The sequence below is a fragment of the Sphingomonas aurea genome, assembly GCF_030678875.1.
GTDB classification, from domain to species: Bacteria; Pseudomonadota; Alphaproteobacteria; order Sphingomonadales; family Sphingomonadaceae; genus Sphingomonas; species Sphingomonas aurea.
Map to the genome: position 1 here is coordinate 675841 of NZ_JAUUDS010000001.1, position 14888 is coordinate 690728.

Below are 14888 nucleotides of genomic sequence, written 5' to 3' on the forward strand. Positions count from 1 at the left end.
ATAGCCGCCGCCGCTGCCGCTGGACAGGCAGAGCCGCCGCCGCCAAGATCACGGCCATGTCCCTGCCCCCGATCCTCGACCGCCTGCGCTTGCCCGTCATCGGCTCGCCCCTGTTCATCATCTCGGGCCCCGAGCTGGTCATCGCCCAGTGCAAGGCGGGAATCATCGGATCCTTCCCCGCGCTGAACGCCCGCCCCTCCGCGCTGCTCGACGAGTGGCTGCACCGCATCACCGAGGAACTGGCCGCGCACAACCGCGCCCATCCCGATCGGCCCGCCGCGCCGTTCGCGGTGAACCAGATCGTCCATCGCTCCAACGACCGGCTGGAGGCGGACCTCGCCACTTGCGCCAAGTGGCAGGTGCCGATCGTCATCACCTCGCTGGGCGCGCGCGAGGATCTGAACGCCGCCGTCCATGGCTGGGGCGGCATCACCCTGCACGACGTCATCGACGACCGCTTCGCGCGCAAGGCGATCGAGAAGGGTGCCGATGGCCTGATCGCGGTCGCCGCCGGTGCAGGCGGCCATGCCGGCCGCCAGTCGCCCTTCGCGCTAGTGCAGGAGATCCGCCAGTGGTTCGACGGCACGCTCGCCCTGTCCGGCGCGATCGCGACCGGCGACGCGGTGCTGGCGGCACGCGCGATGGGCGCCGACCTCGCCTATATCGGCTCACTGTTCATCGCGACCGACGAGGCGAACGCCGCCGCCGACTACAAGCAGGGGATTGTCGACGCGCGCGCTGCGGACATCGTTTATTCCGACCTGTTCACGGGCGTTCACGGCAATTACCTGCGTGCCTCGATCGTCGCCGCCGGGCTCGACCCCGATGCCCTGCCGCAGGGCGACCTGAAGACGATGGACTTCGGCACCGGCAATGGCAGCAAGGCCAAGGCATGGCGCGACATCTGGGGCGCTGGCCAGGGGATCGGGACCGTGACCGCTGTCGAGTCCGTCGCCGCGCGTGTCGACCATCTCGAGCGCGAGTACCGCGCAGCGCAGGCGCGGCTGGCGTCATAGATTTTCACGCAGAGGCGCAGAGGGCGCTGAGAAGACGCAGGTCAGGGATGTTCACGCGGAGACGCGGAGGATGTTTCGTCCGCGGCAGCGCACCCTCTTTAGCAATCGGCCGGAGATGGAGGGCCGCTGCGCGGCGAGGAGAAACATCCTCTGCGTCTCCGCGTCTCCGCGTGAACCCTCTACGTCTTCTCAGCGCACCTGCGCGAACAACCCGACTACCCCCGCAGGTCGATCGCCAGCCGCTGCTGCAAAGCCCGAGCCGGGCTGATCGATGGTGGTGCCGCCACGAAGGCGGCGTCGAGGATCGCTGCGCGCCGGTACAGCGCCTCGCTCGCCTCAATCAGGATGGCCGCCTGGATCGGCAGTTTCGCACGCAGCGCCGCATCGGTCGGTGCGACGCCGACCAGCCGCGTCGAGGTCCCGCTGGCGCACAACTCGCCGGCGGCGATCGCCCGGTGGTTCAGCAGCCAGCCCAGCAGGTGCATCAATCGCGTCGTCAGCCGCAGCGACTCGCAGCTGAACACCACGCTCGCTGCCGGATCGAGTGCAGCCGCATCCCCCCGCGCACGGTGCTCGCCATAGTCGCGGGCCTCGTCCGCCAGTACCATGGTGTCGCAGTACAGCGTCTCGACCAGGCGCTGGTGCATCGCGAAGGTGTCGGCGTCGGCGAACATGGCATCGTGCTGACACGCCCCGCCCCATGCGACCAGATAGTGAAATCGCAACGCCCGTCCCGCCGCGGGTCACCCGGGACGTCCCGTCAGGCGATGATGTCGGGCAACAGCTGGTCCTCCAGCATCGACATCTCGTCGCGCAGTCGCAGCTTGCGCTTCTTCAGCCGGGCAAGCTGGACCTGGTCGGGCGAGCCGATCGCGGCGAGCGCGGCGATCGCCGCATCCAGGTCGCGATGCTCCAGCCGCAGCCCGTCGAGCCTGTCCCTGATCTGAGTCTCGTCCACCGGCTTCTCCCCGCGCCGGCCTCTTAGCCGATGCCGCGCGAGCGGCAAACGACCGACGGAAAAAACCGCACGGATGGTCGCCAATAGGTCGAAACCTGCGCGACAAAGCCGCGGCCCGATGGTTTACTCAATTCCCCAGCAAGCAGGAAGGAGATCTGCCCATGCAGTCGACCGCGCACCAGACCGCTCTGGAAACCAAGCACGCGACCCTGGACCGCCGTATCGCGGAGGAGGCGCATCGCCCGCATCCCGACGCCGCGACGCTGACTGACCTGAAGAAGCAGAAACTGAGGCTGAAGGAGGAGATCGTCAGCCTCTGACGCCGATCCGACCGGTGTTGCCGTCATCCCCGGATGACGGCGATACCCAGGCACAGCCAGCCAGCCCTCGATCTGCGACGCTCGTGCCGAGCGCTAGAACGTGGTCCGCCGAAACTGAAGCACCTCACCGGCGAAGGCCGGGGTCCAGTTGAGAGGATGGTGATGAAGCGCGGCGCACGTCGTCAGGACGGCCTTACCGACTCAATCCCGGTCTCTGCCGGGCAGGCAAAGTGACTGGTTCACCCGAGTGGGTCACACTCTAGGTGCCAACAGCGGCAGATGCTGCCTTAAAATCAAACTGGAACCGACCTCAGCCCCCCGAGCGCGCGGCGTTCACCAGAGCGATATCGATCACGCGCGCCAGCGCTACGCCAATCCGACCCTCGGCGCTCCATGCAACCGTACCGGAAACCTCGCCCACGCCCGGCAGGTCCAGCGTCACCGCGATGCCGACCGGCACCGGTTCGCCCGGCTCCGCCATCAGCCCCTGCTCGGACAGGTTCCGGATACGAACCTCGCGCGTCGTGGTCTCGTCGCCCAGTCGCAGTGCCGCCATCAGCAGCATGCCGGCGCGCAGGTGCGTACGCTGTTCCGCGCCGTCCGTGTCGGTGTCGGGCTGAGAGGCCGTGTCGCGAATGAAGCCGTCCATGTCCCGTCCAGATACCTTTTGCGTCGATGCTCCGCCCTAAGCCGCAAACATCGACAAAAACTTAACCGCTCATTCCTCGCGCGAGACCTTCTCGTGCCGTTCGTGCCGCTCCTGCGCCTCGACCGTCATCGTCGCGATCGGCCGTGCCTCCAGCCGTGCAAGGCTGATCGGCTCGCCGCTCACTTCGCAATATCCGTACTCGCCCTCGTCGATGCGGCGGACCGCCGCGTCGATCTTGCTGATGAGCTTGCGCTGGCGGTCGCGCGTGCGCAGCTCGATCGACCAGTCCGTCTCGCTCGACGCGCGGTCGGTCAGGTCCGCCTCGCGCAGCGGATCGAGCTGCAGCTGCGATAGCGTACCTTGCGAGTCCAGCAGGATTGCTTCCTTCCACAGCAGCAGCTTGTCGCGAAAGTAAGTCTGCTGGCGGGGGTTCATGAACGGTTCGTCGCTCGACGGTCGATAGCCGTCGTCATTGGCCGCCAGATGGCCAGTGGAAGGATCTACGCGATCAAGTGCCGTCGCCATGCCGATCTCCCTCGGGCCTCCGGCGCGGATACTGGTCCGCGTCCTGGGCCCTCCCCCAATATGAAGCGCCTATAATCCGGACGGGAGGTGGCGGCAAGCGAGCTGGAGGGGCAGAAAAATCCGGTTTTGTGGGATTGTGGCACGCTTGCCAGAGTGGAGGACCTGCAACCTGCGTCACACCGGGTTTGCTCCGGCATGACGCAGGTTACGGAAAGCGTGGCTCAAGCCGCCGCGATGGCCTTTTCGATCTCGGGGATCGGATGGCCGGTCAGGTCCTTGTCCAGCTCGCCCTTCAGCCGGTCGGTGACTTCCTTGTGATAATGCTTGCGCAGCTCGCCCAGCGTCCGGGGCGGAGCGACCACGACCAGGGCGTCATAGTCGTTCGCCAGCGCCCTCCGCTTCAAAAGGTCGGCAGCCTCGGCGGCGAAGCGATCCTCTTCCAGCTGATGCGCGTCGGTGCGCCCCATCGAGCTCTGCGACGCACCCTGCGGGGACGAGGCGCGGCCGGCATCGTCCGTAGTCTGATCGCGGTCTGCCGGGTTCTCCTGTTCCTGGGCGTGTTCGACCTGCAGGTTGGGATATTCGGCATCGCCCTTGTTGCGCAGGAACAGCATCTTGCGGCCGTCGGCGACGAGCACGACGGCGTTATGAGCGAGTTGCAAGACAGGTCTCCTGATGGTTGTGGTTCGTGGGGCTCAACGCCTCCCGCCGCGCCGGGTTGCCTCCCGTCACGGTGCCCGCCATAGCGATGGGCCATGCACGACATCCGCCTGATCCGCGACGATCCGCACGCGTTCGACGCTGCCCTCGCCCGCCGTGGCCTGCCCGCCCAGGCCGCCGACCTGGCTGCAATCGACGAACGTCGCCGCGCCACCATCGCCGCCGCGCAAGAAGCGCAGACCCGCCGCAACGACCTGTCCAAGCAGATCGGCCAGGCCAAGGCGGCGAAGGATGAGGCGCGCGCGGAGGCATTGATGGCCGAGGTCGCCCAGCTCAAGGCCCGCCTGCCGGAGCTGGAGGAGGAGGAGCGTGCCACCGCCGCCACGCTCGACACGCGGCTGGCAGCGATCCCCAACATCCCCGCCGCCGACGTGCCGCACGGCGCCGACGAAGACGACAACGTCCTGGTACGGGAGTGGGGCACCCCGCGCAGCTTCGACTTCGCCGCGCGCGAGCATGACGCGGTTGCCGCGCCGCTCGGAATGGACTTCGACACCGGCGTACTGCTCGCGGGTGCGCGCTTTACCCTGTTGCGGGGGCAGATCGCGCGGCTCAGCCGCGCGCTCGGGCAATTCATGCTCGACCGATTGGTTGACGACCATGGCTTCGAGGAAATCGTGCCGCCGCTCCTCGTCCGCGACGAGGTCGCCTTCGGCACCGGACAATTGCCGAAATTTGCCGAGGACCTGTTCAAGACGACCGATGGTCGTTGGCTGATCTCCACTGCGGAAATGTCGCTGACCAATGTCGTGCGCGAGCGGATCCTGGCAGAGGGCGAGCTGCCGCTCCGCCTCGCCGCGCTGACCCCGTGCTTCCGCTCGGAAGCGGGCTCGGCCGGTCGGGATACGCGAGGCATGATCCGCCAGCACCAGTTCGAGAAGGTGGAGATGGTGGCGATCACCACTCCAGAAACTTCCGATGCCGAGAACGAGGCGATGACCCGTATCGCCGAGGGTGTGCTGGAGGCGCTGGAGCTGCCCTATCGCCGGATGCTGCTCTGCACCGGCGACATGGGCTTCTCGTCCGCGCGCACCTATGACCTGGAGGTGTGGCTGCCGGGGCAAGCGCGCTACCGCGAGATTTCCAGTTGCTCGACCTGCACGGATTTCCAGGCCCGCCGTATGAACACGCGCTACCGGCCGGAGGGGGAGAAGGGCACGCGCTTCGTCCATACCCTGAACGGCTCCGGGCTGGCAGTCGGCCGCACGCTGGTCGCGGTGATCGAGAACTACCAGCAGGCAGACGGATCGGTCGCGATCCCCGCCGCGCTAGTGCCGTACATGGGTGGGCTCACCCAACTGAGCCCCCGCGGCTGATGCGCATCCTCATCACCAACGACGACGGCTATCACGCGCCCGGCCTGAAGGTCGCGGAAGCAATTGCCGCGCGTTTCACGGACGATATCTGGGTCGTCGCGCCTGCCGACGAACAGTCGGGCGCCGGCCACTCGCTTACCCTCACCCGGCCGTTGCGCATCCGCCGCTTCGCCGAGAAGCGCTTCGCCGTTTTGGGCACCCCAACCGATGCGGTGATGATGGCGGTTGCCCGGATCATGAAGGACAGCCCACCAGACCTGATCTTGTCGGGCGTCAATCGCGGGGCCAATCTGGCCGAGGACGTGACCTATTCGGGCACCGTCTCCGCTGCGATGGAGGGCGCACTCGCCGGCATCCGGTCGGTCGCGATGAGCCAGGTCTACCGCCGCGAGGGGATGGGCGACGCCGTCCCCTTCTCCGTCGCGGAGGTTTGGGGGGAGCGTGTCCTCGCGCCCCTGATCGCCGCTCCGATGGCGCCGCGCACATTGGTCAACGTCAACTTCCCTGCACTTCCCGCGGATCAAGTGAAGGGCATCCGCGTCGTCGGGCAGGGCCTGCGCGACTATGGACGTCTGCGGATCGTCAGCAACACCGACCCGCGCGGCTACGAATATCATTGGTTCGCACTCGGCGAGCAACCGTACGACCCGGTCTGCGACACCGATCTGGAGGCGATCGCCGAGGGCTATGTCTCGGTCACCCCACTCCACCTCGACATGACCCACGCCGCCTCGGTGGAGAGGCTCGCGCAGGCGTATCGCTGATGCGCGCGGCGGCGCTGCTCGCTGCCGCGCTCGCGGTGTCGGCGCAGCATCCCGCCCCTGATCTCCCTGGCAACCCGCCGCCCGCCTGGGAGGCGAAGCCGGTCGAGGCTGATGCCCCCATCGTGCCTGACCAGATCGTCCTCGTTCGCTCCGGTGACGGCCTGCTTGGCATCGCTGCCCGCACGGGCGCCAGTGCGGAGGCGATCGCCCGTGCCAACGCGCTGCCCCGCCCCTGGACGCTGCGCACCAACCAGCGGCTGAAGATCCCGGGCGGCCGCTATCACCTTGTCCGTCCAGGCCAGAGCGGCATCGCTATCGCGCGTGCGTACGGCATCGACTGGTCGCGCATCGCTACCGTCAACGCGCTGCCCGAACCCTATGTGCTGCGCGCGGGCACCCGCCTGCTGATCCCGGTCGTCGCCCCGCCGCGTAGCCGCGCTGCCGAGCGCGCCGCAGCCTTCCGCCTCGACGTCGACGACATCCTCACCGGCGGCGAGCCGGCGCTCGCGCCGCGCCAGGCCCCGATCCGTGCCGCCACCCGACCGACCCGCCCCCTGCCTCCTGCCGCGGTCGTCGCCCCGCCGCCGCGGCTTGCCGCCGGCGGCTTCACCTGGCCGGTCGAGAGCACCAGCATCGCCGGCCGCTTCGGTGCCGGTGCCGCAGGCGAGCGCAACAATGGCATCGACGTCGCCGTCCCCCTCGCCACACCAGTCCGCGCCGCGGCGGACGGGGTCGTCGCCTATGCCGGCACGGGCATCCCTTCGCTCGGCGGGCTCGTCATCGTCCGCCATGGCGGCGGCTGGACGAGCGTCTACGGCTATGCCGAGCGACTGCTGGTTACCCGAGGTCAGAGCGTCAAACGCGGCCAGCGCCTCGCCCTGTCGGGAGAGAGCGGGGCCACCAATCGCCCGGCCCTTCATTTCGAGCTGCGCCGCGGTCGCGTGCCGGTCGATCCGGTGACGATGCTGCGCAGTGCGCCGGCGACGGGGTGACGCCCAGCACAAGCCTTGCTAACCGGCGCGCATGGCATACCAGTCCGACCTGCTCACCGTCCTCCAGGACCGCGGATACATCCACCAGCTGACCGACGCCGCCGCGCTCGACGCGCTCGCGGCCAAGCAGGTCGTTCCCGGCTATATCGGCTTCGACCCGACCGCGCCGTCGCTCCATGTCGGCAGCCTCGTGCAGATCATGCTGCTGCGCCGCCTCCAGCAGAGCGGGCACAAGCCGATCGTCCTGATGGGCGGCGGCACCGGCAAGATCGGCGATCCCAGCTTCAAGGACGAGGCGCGGAAACTCGCCGGCGCCGACACGATCAACGCCAATATCGCCTCGATCAAGCGCATTTTCGAACGCTTCCTGACGTTTGGGGACGGCCCCAGCGACGCGATCATGCTCGACAATGCCGAGTGGCTCGACCGGCTGGAGTATATCCCCTTTCTGCGAGAGGTGGGGCAGCATTTCTCGGTCAACCGGATGCTGTCGTTCGACTCGGTGAAGCTGCGGCTCGACCGCGAGCAGTCGCTCAGCTTCCTCGAGTTCAACTACATGATCCTCCAGGGCTACGACTTCGTCGAGCTGTCGCGCCGTGCCGGTTGCCGGCTTCAGATGGGCGGCAGCGACCAGTGGGGTAATATCGTCAACGGTATCGAGCTGGCGCGCCGGATGGACGGAACCGAGGTCTATGGCGTCACCACGCCGCTCATCACCACTGCCGATGGCGGAAAGATGGGCAAGACGATGGCCGGTGCCGTCTGGCTGCACGAGGACCAGCTGCCCCATTTCGATTACTGGCAGTTCTGGCGCAACACCGATGACCGCGACGTCGGCCGGTTCCTGCGCCTGTTCACCGATCTGCCGCTGGACGAGATCGCGCGGTTGGAGGCGCTGCCGGGCGCGGAGATCAACGAGGCCAAGAAGATCCTGGCCACCGAGGCGACCGCCCTCTGCCGCGGCCGCGCCGCCGCCGACGAGGCCGCCGAAACCGCGCGCCGCACCTTCGAAGAGGGCGGCGCCGGTGAGTCGTTGCCGACCCTGTCGGTGGGCGAAGAGGGTATCGGCATCGTCGACGCGTTGATTGCACTTCGCTTCGCACAATCCCGCGGCGAGGCGCGGCGGCTGATCGCGGGCGGTGGCGCCCGAGTCGATGGCGAGAAGGTGTCCGACGAGGCGACGATCGTCAAAATAACCAGCGATACCTTGCGTTTATCTGCCGGAAAGAAACATCATGCCCTGTTGATTAGAACAAAGGTGTAATCGATTGAAGTTCGTAATTTCTTGTCAAGGATTGTACCCATAGGTCAATCAGGCACTTCTCCCGCGTTCGGCCGGCGGAGGTGCCAGGAGCGTCATGGCCAGTTTCCAGCCAGTATCATGGGATGACCGTCGCGAGCCTCGCCAGGAGGTGCTGCATCGTACGCGCATCGTGCAGGCAAACGGCGTCGAGCGTACGGTGACGATCGTCAACTTCTCCTCCGGCGGATTCATGGCACGCGCCGATGGCGAATGGGCAGAAGGCGACGTCCTGACCGTCGTCCTCCCGATCATCGGCCTAGCCAAAGCTGAAGTTCGCTGGGCGCTTGGCGGTCGGCTTGGCTGTCGCCTGTTCAACTCCATCGACGTCGCCGTCTTCGGGTCTATGCTGCAGCGAATGCTGCGCAGCATTTAGTGCAGCATCCGGATCGCGAGATGTTGCGACACCGACGGCGTCACCCTGACTTGGCCCGGCATTACTGAGCTACCCACTCGTCATCCCGACCGCAGCAGTGCCACTCCTGCGTCCCGTTCGAACAGGTAAAGCGCCGTCCGTGCCGCCGCACCGCGCTCCCCCGCCAGCCCCCCGTCGCGGTCCACCAGCAGTCGCGCATCGTCGTGCGCGCATTCCAGCAGGTCGGACAGCATCTCCGGCGCGACCAGCCGGAACGCCGCCTCGCCCGACTGGCGCGTTCCCAGCATCTCGCCGCCGCCGCGCAGCCGCAGATCCTCTTCGGCGATCCGGAACCCGTCGTTCGACTCGCGCATAAGCGCAAGCCGCGCCCGCGACGTCTCGCTCAATGTGCCGCCACGCAGCAGCAGGCAGGTCGAGCGGCCCGTGCCCCGCCCCACCCGGCCGCGCAGCTGGTGCAGCTGTGCCAGTCCGAACCGGTCGGCATGTTCGATCACGATCAGCGTCGCGTTGGGCACGTCGACCCCCACCTCGATCACCGTGGTCGCCACCAGCACGCCCAGTCGCCCGCCTGCGAACGCCTCCATCACCGCGTCCTTCTCGGCCGGCTTCATGCGGCCATGGACCAGCCCGACCCGCTCTCCAAAGCGCGCGCGCAGCGCCTCTGCCCGCGCCTCGGCTGCGGCGAGATCCGACTTCTCGCTCTCCTCGACCAGCGGGCATACCCAGTATGCCTGGCCACCGCCCTCCAGATGCCGCCCCAGCGCCGCTGCCACTTCGTCCAGCCGGTCCTCCGACACGACACGCGTCTCGATCGGTTGACGTCCGGGGGGCAGTTCGTCGAGCCGGCTGACGTCCATCTCGCCATATTGCGCCAGCGTCAGCGTGCGCGGGATCGGCGTTGCCGTCATCGCCAGCAGGTGCGGGCTGCGGCCCTTGTCCTGCAACATCATCCGCTGCGCCACGCCGAAACGGTGCTGCTCGTCGACCACGACCAGCGCAAGGTCGCGATACTGCACCGCCTCCTGAAAGATCGCGTGAGTCCCGATCAGGATGTCGATGCTGCCATCGGCTAACGCCATCAGCGTCGCCTCGCGCACCCGGCCCTTGTCGCGCCCGGTCAGGATACCGATTTCCACCGGCAACCCGGCCAGTGTCCGGCGCAAGCTGTCGTAATGCTGCCGCGCGAGGATCTCGGTCGGCGCCAGCAGCGCGCCCTGCGCCCCCGCCTCGACCGCTACCAGCAGCGCCATCGCCGCGACCAGCGTCTTGCCCGCGCCGACATCGCCCTGCAACAGCCGCAGCATCGGCGATTGCTGCGCCAGGTCACCCTCGATCTCGGCCACGGTCCGCGCCTGTGCGCCCGTCAGCTGGTACGGCAGCTTCAGCAGGTCGCGCAGCCGCCCGTCGCCAACGAGCGCACGGCCCCTACGCTTGCGGGTGTCGGCGCGGACCAGGGTCATCGCCAACTGGCTCGCGAACACCTCGTCATAGGCCAGCCGCTCGCGCGCCTTGATATCGGCCGGATCGGCATGGACCCGCGCCAGCGCCTCACGCCAGTCGGGCCAGTCGCGCCGGGCCTTCAGGCTCGGTTCGATCCATTCCGGCAGGCTCGGTGCGCGCTCCACCGCCTGCGCCGCCAACGCTGCCAGCCGGCGCGAGGTCACTCCTTCGGATAGCGGATAGATCGGTTCGCGCGCGCGGAACTCCTCGTCCGGATCGGCCAGGTCGGGATGCACGATCTGCAGCGTGTCGCCATATTGGTCCAGCCGACCCGACACCCGCCGCGGCTCGCCGATCGGCAGCAGCTTCTTCGCCCAGCCGGGATGCCCGCCGAAATAGACCAGCGCGATCGTGTTCCCCGCCGCGTCCGCCGCGATCACCCGTGTCGGCCCGCGCCCGGTCGAACTGCGATACTCACGCGGGATCAGCGTGATCGCGACGATCCGGCCCACGTCGCCGGTCAGCAATTCCTCGCGCGCGACCCGGTCGACCCAGCCGGTCGGCAGGTGGAACGCGACATCCACCACTCGCCGCAAACCCAGCCGGTCGAGCGGCTTGGCCAACGCCGGTCCCACCCCCTTCAGCGCGGTGACCTCGGCGAACAGCGGATTGAGGATGTCGGGACGCATGACTACATGGCCCTTACGACCAGCCGACGCGCGCCGCCAGTTGCGCCCGCCGGCCTATCGCCGTTGGGAGCCGAACAGGGTGGATCACGAGACACGTATCAAGCGCCTGCGCTTTCGCGCCTGGCATCGCGGCACGCGCGAGGCGGACCTGATGATCGGCGGCTTCTTCGACGCGCATCATCATCGCTGGACCCCGGCCGAGCTGGACTGGTTCGAGGCACTGCTGGAGGAGCAGGATGTCGACATCATGGGGTGGGCGATCGGATCGATCCCCTGTCCGCCCGCCTGGGACGGGCCGATGATGCACGCCATGCGTTCGCTCGATTTCGTCAAGCTGCCATCCTGATCGCGACTGGAACTCCCCCCTTGCCCGACGTCAACAAAATCCTGGCGGCCAACGGACAGTTGACGCTTGCCGGCGTGCCCACCGGCTTCCAACCCTCGCTCCTTGCTGACCTCGCCCGCGCCGCCGGCCGCGTGCTGTTCATCGCGCCGGACGACGCCGCGATGCGCGCCATCGCCTCCACCGCTTCCTTCTTCGCGCCGGAGCTTGAGGTGGTGATGTTCCCGGCGTGGGACTGCCTGCCCTATGATCGTGCGTCGCCTACTCTGCGGGTGATGGCAGACCGCATTGCCGCACTCCACCGCCTGCAGGCCAAGCAGGCAGGTCCGCAGCTGATCCTGACCACCGCAAACGCCGCGACCCAGCGCGTGCTGACGCCGTTCCGCATTCGTCAGCTGGTCGCGACGCTAGCGCCCGGCGAACGCATCGGCCGCGACCGGCTCGCCGGCCTGCTCCAGGCAAACGGGTATGTCCGCACCGAAACCGTCCACGACCAAGGCGAATATGCGGTGCGCGGCGGCCTGGTCGACCTCTTCCCCAGCGGCGAAACGCAGGGACTGCGCCTCGACTTCTTCGGCGACGAGATCGAGAGCGTCCGCACCTTCGACCCGGCGGATCAGCGCACGACCGGCCGCATCGACGGCTTCACGCTACTCCCCGCCTCGGAAGCCCTGCTGGACGAAGACCAGATAAAGCGATTCCGCACCCGGTACCGCGAGACGTTCGGCGCCACCGCCACCGGCGATCCGCTCTACCAGGCGGTATCGGAAGGGCGCCGTCTCGCCGGCATGGAACATTGGCTACCGCTGTTCGAGGAGAAGCTGGCGACGCTGTTCGACCATCTGGGTGACGTGCTGACCGTCCGCGACGCAGGTGTCGCCGCGGCGGTCGAGGGTCGGCTGGAGGCGATCGCCGACTATTACGAGAACCGCAAGCGCGCAGAGGCAGCACAACCCGGCAGCTACCGCCCCCTCCCCGCCAAGTCTCTGTATCTGAACGAGGCGGAATGGGCCGCGGCGACCGCATCTACCCATCTCACGACGCCGTTCCACGAGCCGCCCTCCGCCACCGTGATGGACTTCAACGTTGACGGCCCCCGCGACTTCGCGCCTGAGCGCGCCAACCAGGCCAATGTCTATGAGGCGGTGGTCGCGCATATCGAAAAGCTGCGTCGCGACGGCCGAAAACCCGTCCTCGCCAGCTACTCGGTCGGCGCGCGCGAACGGCTCGGCAGCCTGCTCGCCGATCACGGGCTGAAGGGCGGCAAAGCCGCGGAGACGTGGCAGGAGGCGCTCGGTGTCGCCGACACGTCGAAGAGCTTCGGCGTCGCGATGGTCGTCCTGCCGCTGGACCATGGCTTCACCGCGCCGGGGATCGCGGTGCTGACCGAGCAGGACATGCTCGGCGACCGGCTGATCCGCCGCAACAAACGGCGGAAATCCGCCGATGCCTTTCTCGCCGAGCTGGCGACGCTGTCGCCCGGTGACCTCGTCGTCCATGCCGATCACGGCATCGGCCGATACGAAGGGTTGACCAGCATCCCGGTCGGCAAGAGCCCGCACGACTGCGTCGCCCTGTCCTATGCCGGCGGCGACAAATTGTACGTGCCGGTCGAGAATCTCGAAGTGCTGACCCGCTACGGCTCGGGTGAGGACGGCGCGGCGCTCGATCGACTAGGCGGCGAAGCGTGGCAGCGGCGCAAGAGCCGCATGAAGGAGCGCATCCGCGAGATCGCCGGCGAGCTGATCGCGACCGCTGCCGAACGCGCGCTCCGTCCGGGCGAGGTCGCCGAGCCCGACAGCGCCGGCTACCCCAGCTTCGTCGACCGCTTTCCCTATGAGGAAACCGACGATCAGGACCGCGCGATCGGCGACGTGCTGGACGACCTGGCCGCGGGCAAGCCGATGGATCGGCTGGTCGTCGGCGATGTCGGCTTCGGCAAGACCGAGGTGGCGCTGCGCGCCGCGTTCGTTGCGGCGATGGCGGGGATGCAGGTGGCGGTGGTCTGCCCCACCACGCTGCTCGCGCGCCAGCATTTCAACAACTTCGCTGCGCGCTTCGAGGGGTTTCCGATCAAGATCGGCCGGATGAGCCGGCTGGTCGGCGCGCCCGAGATGAAGGCGACGAAGGAGGGCGCGGCGTCCGGCCAGCTCGACGTGATCGTCGGCACGCATGCGGTGCTGGCCAAGGGCGTCGAGTTTAAGCGGCTGGGCCTCGTCATCGTCGACGAGGAGCAGCGCTTTGGCGTCACCCACAAGGAGCGGCTGAAGGCGCTGAAGGCCGACGTCCACATGCTGACGCTGACCGCCACGCCGATCCCGCGCACGCTGCAGATGGCGATGTCGGGCCTGCGCGAGCTGTCGGTGATCCAGACGCCGCCGGTCGATCGCCTGGCCGTGCGGACCTATGTGATGCCGTGGGACCCGGTGGTGCTGCGCGAGGCGTTGCTGCGCGAACATTATCGCGGCGGCCAGAGCTTCCTCGTCACGCCGCGCATCGCCGACCTGCCCGATATCGAGGAGTTCCTGCGCGCCGAGGTACCCGAGATCCGCTACGTCATCGCCCACGGCCAGATGTCGGCGAGCGAGGTCGAGGAGCGGATGAGCGCCTTCTACGACAAGAAGTTCGAGGTGCTGGTGTCGACCACCATCATCGAGAGCGGGCTCGACATCCCCTCGGCAAACACCATGATTATCAACCGCGCCGACCGGTTCGGGCTGGCCCAGCTCTATCAGCTGCGCGGTCGGGTCGGGCGGTCGAAGACGCGTGCCTATGCCTATATGGTCACCCCGCCCGAGCGGCAGATGACCGATGCAGCGGAGAAGCGGCTGAAGGTGCTGAGCGACCTCGACTCGCTCGGCGCCGGGTTCCAGCTGGCCAGCCACGACCTCGATATCCGCGGCGCCGGCAACCTGCTGGGCGACGAGCAGTCGGGGCATATCAAGGAGGTCGGGTACGAACTCTACCAGTCGATGCTGGAAGAGGCGATCATGGATGCGAAGGCCGGCGGCCTCGCCCAGCGTCCGCGCGATTTCTCGCCGCAGATCACCGTCGATGCGCCGATCCTGATCCCTGACGATTACGTCCCCGATCTCGACCTGCGCATGGGCCTGTATCGCCGTCTCAACGATCTGGAGAAGCGCGAGGAGATCGAGGCGTTCGCTGCCGAGATGATCGACCGCTTCGGTCCGCTGCCCGATGCGACGGACAATCTGATCCGGGTGATCGAGATCAAGCTGAACGCCAAGCGCGCCTGCATCGCCAAGATGGATGTCGGAGTGAAGGGCGTGCTGGTCGCCTTCCACGACGACAAGCCGCCCAACGTGCCTGGGCTGATCGCCTATGTCGACCGGCTGAACGGCGTAGCGAAGCTGCGGCCGGATTCGAAGCTGGTGCTGCAACGTGCCTGGCCCGACGCCAAGTCGCGCCTGCACGGGGCGTTGCAGCTGTCGAAGGGCTTGGCGAAGGCGATGGGGTAAG

The 14888-nt window shown here is 67.7% G+C and carries 15 protein-coding genes; 9 read left to right on the forward strand and 6 right to left on the reverse strand.

Features of this window, described 5'->3' with window-relative positions; all coding sequences use genetic code 11:
* The first annotated feature begins 56 nt into the window (after nt 1-56).
* Nucleotides 57-1016: an NAD(P)H-dependent flavin oxidoreductase gene (locus Q5H91_RS03465; RefSeq protein WP_305171815.1), complete on the forward strand. Its 960-nt coding sequence runs from the start codon at nt 57-59 to the stop codon at nt 1014-1016.
* 215 nt (nt 1017-1231) lie between these two features.
* On the opposite strand, the gene Q5H91_RS03470 is transcribed toward Q5H91_RS03465, so the two are convergent.
* Both Q5H91_RS03470 and Q5H91_RS03475 read right to left on the reverse strand, forming a co-directional pair.
* Complete coding sequence (locus tag Q5H91_RS03470) at nt 1232-1690, reverse strand: DUF1465 family protein (protein ID WP_305171816.1); 459 nt, start codon at nt 1688-1690, stop codon at nt 1232-1234.
* 86 nt (nt 1691-1776) lie between these two features.
* Entirely contained in the window at nt 1777-1974 is a 198-nt protein-coding gene (locus tag Q5H91_RS03475) for a DUF465 domain-containing protein (protein WP_305171817.1), read from the reverse strand.
* Between the two features lie 161 nt (nt 1975-2135).
* Between Q5H91_RS03475 and Q5H91_RS03480 the strand changes: the two genes are divergently transcribed.
* Nucleotides 2136-2294: a YdcH family protein gene (locus Q5H91_RS03480; RefSeq protein ID WP_305171818.1), complete on the forward strand. Its 159-nt coding sequence runs from the start codon at nt 2136-2138 to the stop codon at nt 2292-2294.
* A gap of 310 nt (nt 2295-2604) precedes the next feature.
* Here Q5H91_RS03480 and Q5H91_RS03485 read toward each other — a convergent pair whose 3' ends face one another.
* The 3 genes from Q5H91_RS03485 to Q5H91_RS03495 form a co-directional block, all read right to left on the reverse strand.
* Nucleotides 2605-2943 carry a PilZ domain-containing protein gene (locus tag Q5H91_RS03485; protein WP_305171819.1) on the reverse strand — a complete coding sequence of 113 codons (339 nt, stop codon included), beginning with the start codon at nt 2941-2943 and terminating at the stop codon, nt 2605-2607.
* Nucleotides 2944-3012: 69 nt separating this feature from the next.
* Nucleotides 3013-3468: an RNA polymerase-binding protein DksA gene (gene dksA, locus Q5H91_RS03490; protein ID WP_305171820.1), complete on the reverse strand. Its 456-nt coding sequence runs from the start codon at nt 3466-3468 to the stop codon at nt 3013-3015.
* Between the two features lie 221 nt (nt 3469-3689).
* The gene (locus Q5H91_RS03495) at nt 3690-4130 is read right to left on the reverse strand and encodes a host attachment family protein (RefSeq protein ID WP_305171821.1); all 441 of its coding nucleotides are present in this window, start codon (nt 4128-4130) and stop codon (nt 3690-3692) included.
* 93 nt (nt 4131-4223) lie between these two features.
* On the opposite strand from Q5H91_RS03495, the gene serS reads away from it, so the two are divergent.
* From serS to Q5H91_RS03520, 5 genes are all read left to right on the forward strand, one after another.
* Entirely contained in the window at nt 4224-5504 is a 1281-nt protein-coding gene (serS, locus tag Q5H91_RS03500; RefSeq protein ID WP_305171822.1) for a serine--tRNA ligase, read from the forward strand.
* On the forward strand, nt 5504-6268 hold the full coding sequence (gene surE / locus Q5H91_RS03505; protein ID WP_305171823.1) for a 5'/3'-nucleotidase SurE: 765 nt from the start codon (nt 5504-5506) through the stop codon (nt 6266-6268). The genes serS and surE overlap by 1 nt, the downstream gene beginning before the upstream one ends.
* Entirely contained in the window at nt 6268-7260 is a 993-nt protein-coding gene (locus tag Q5H91_RS03510) for a M23 family metallopeptidase (protein ID WP_305171824.1), read from the forward strand. Before surE ends, Q5H91_RS03510 begins: the two co-directional genes overlap by 1 nt.
* Before the next feature lie 31 nt (nt 7261-7291).
* Nucleotides 7292-8524: a tyrosine--tRNA ligase gene (tyrS, locus tag Q5H91_RS03515; RefSeq protein ID WP_305171825.1), complete on the forward strand. Its 1233-nt coding sequence runs from the start codon at nt 7292-7294 to the stop codon at nt 8522-8524.
* A 94-nt stretch (nt 8525-8618) separates the two neighbouring features.
* Nucleotides 8619-8936 (forward strand): PilZ domain-containing protein, encoded by a 318-nt coding sequence (locus Q5H91_RS03520; protein WP_305171826.1) that lies wholly within the window; start codon nt 8619-8621, stop codon nt 8934-8936.
* Between the two features lie 80 nt (nt 8937-9016).
* Here Q5H91_RS03520 and recG read toward each other — a convergent pair whose 3' ends face one another.
* The gene (gene recG / locus Q5H91_RS03525; protein WP_305171827.1) at nt 9017-11065 is read right to left on the reverse strand and encodes an ATP-dependent DNA helicase RecG; all 2049 of its coding nucleotides are present in this window, start codon (nt 11063-11065) and stop codon (nt 9017-9019) included.
* A 79-nt stretch (nt 11066-11144) separates the two neighbouring features.
* Here recG and Q5H91_RS03530 point away from each other — a divergent pair, with 79 nt between their 5' ends.
* Nucleotides 11145-11411: an FAD assembly factor SdhE gene (locus tag Q5H91_RS03530; protein ID WP_305172378.1), complete on the forward strand. Its 267-nt coding sequence runs from the start codon at nt 11145-11147 to the stop codon at nt 11409-11411.
* Nucleotides 11412-11431: 20 nt separating this feature from the next.
* A complete protein-coding gene (gene mfd / locus Q5H91_RS03535; protein WP_305171828.1) occupies nt 11432-14887 on the forward strand; it encodes a transcription-repair coupling factor in 3456 nt (1151 codons plus the stop codon).
* The last annotated feature ends 1 nt before the right edge of the window (nt 14888 follow it).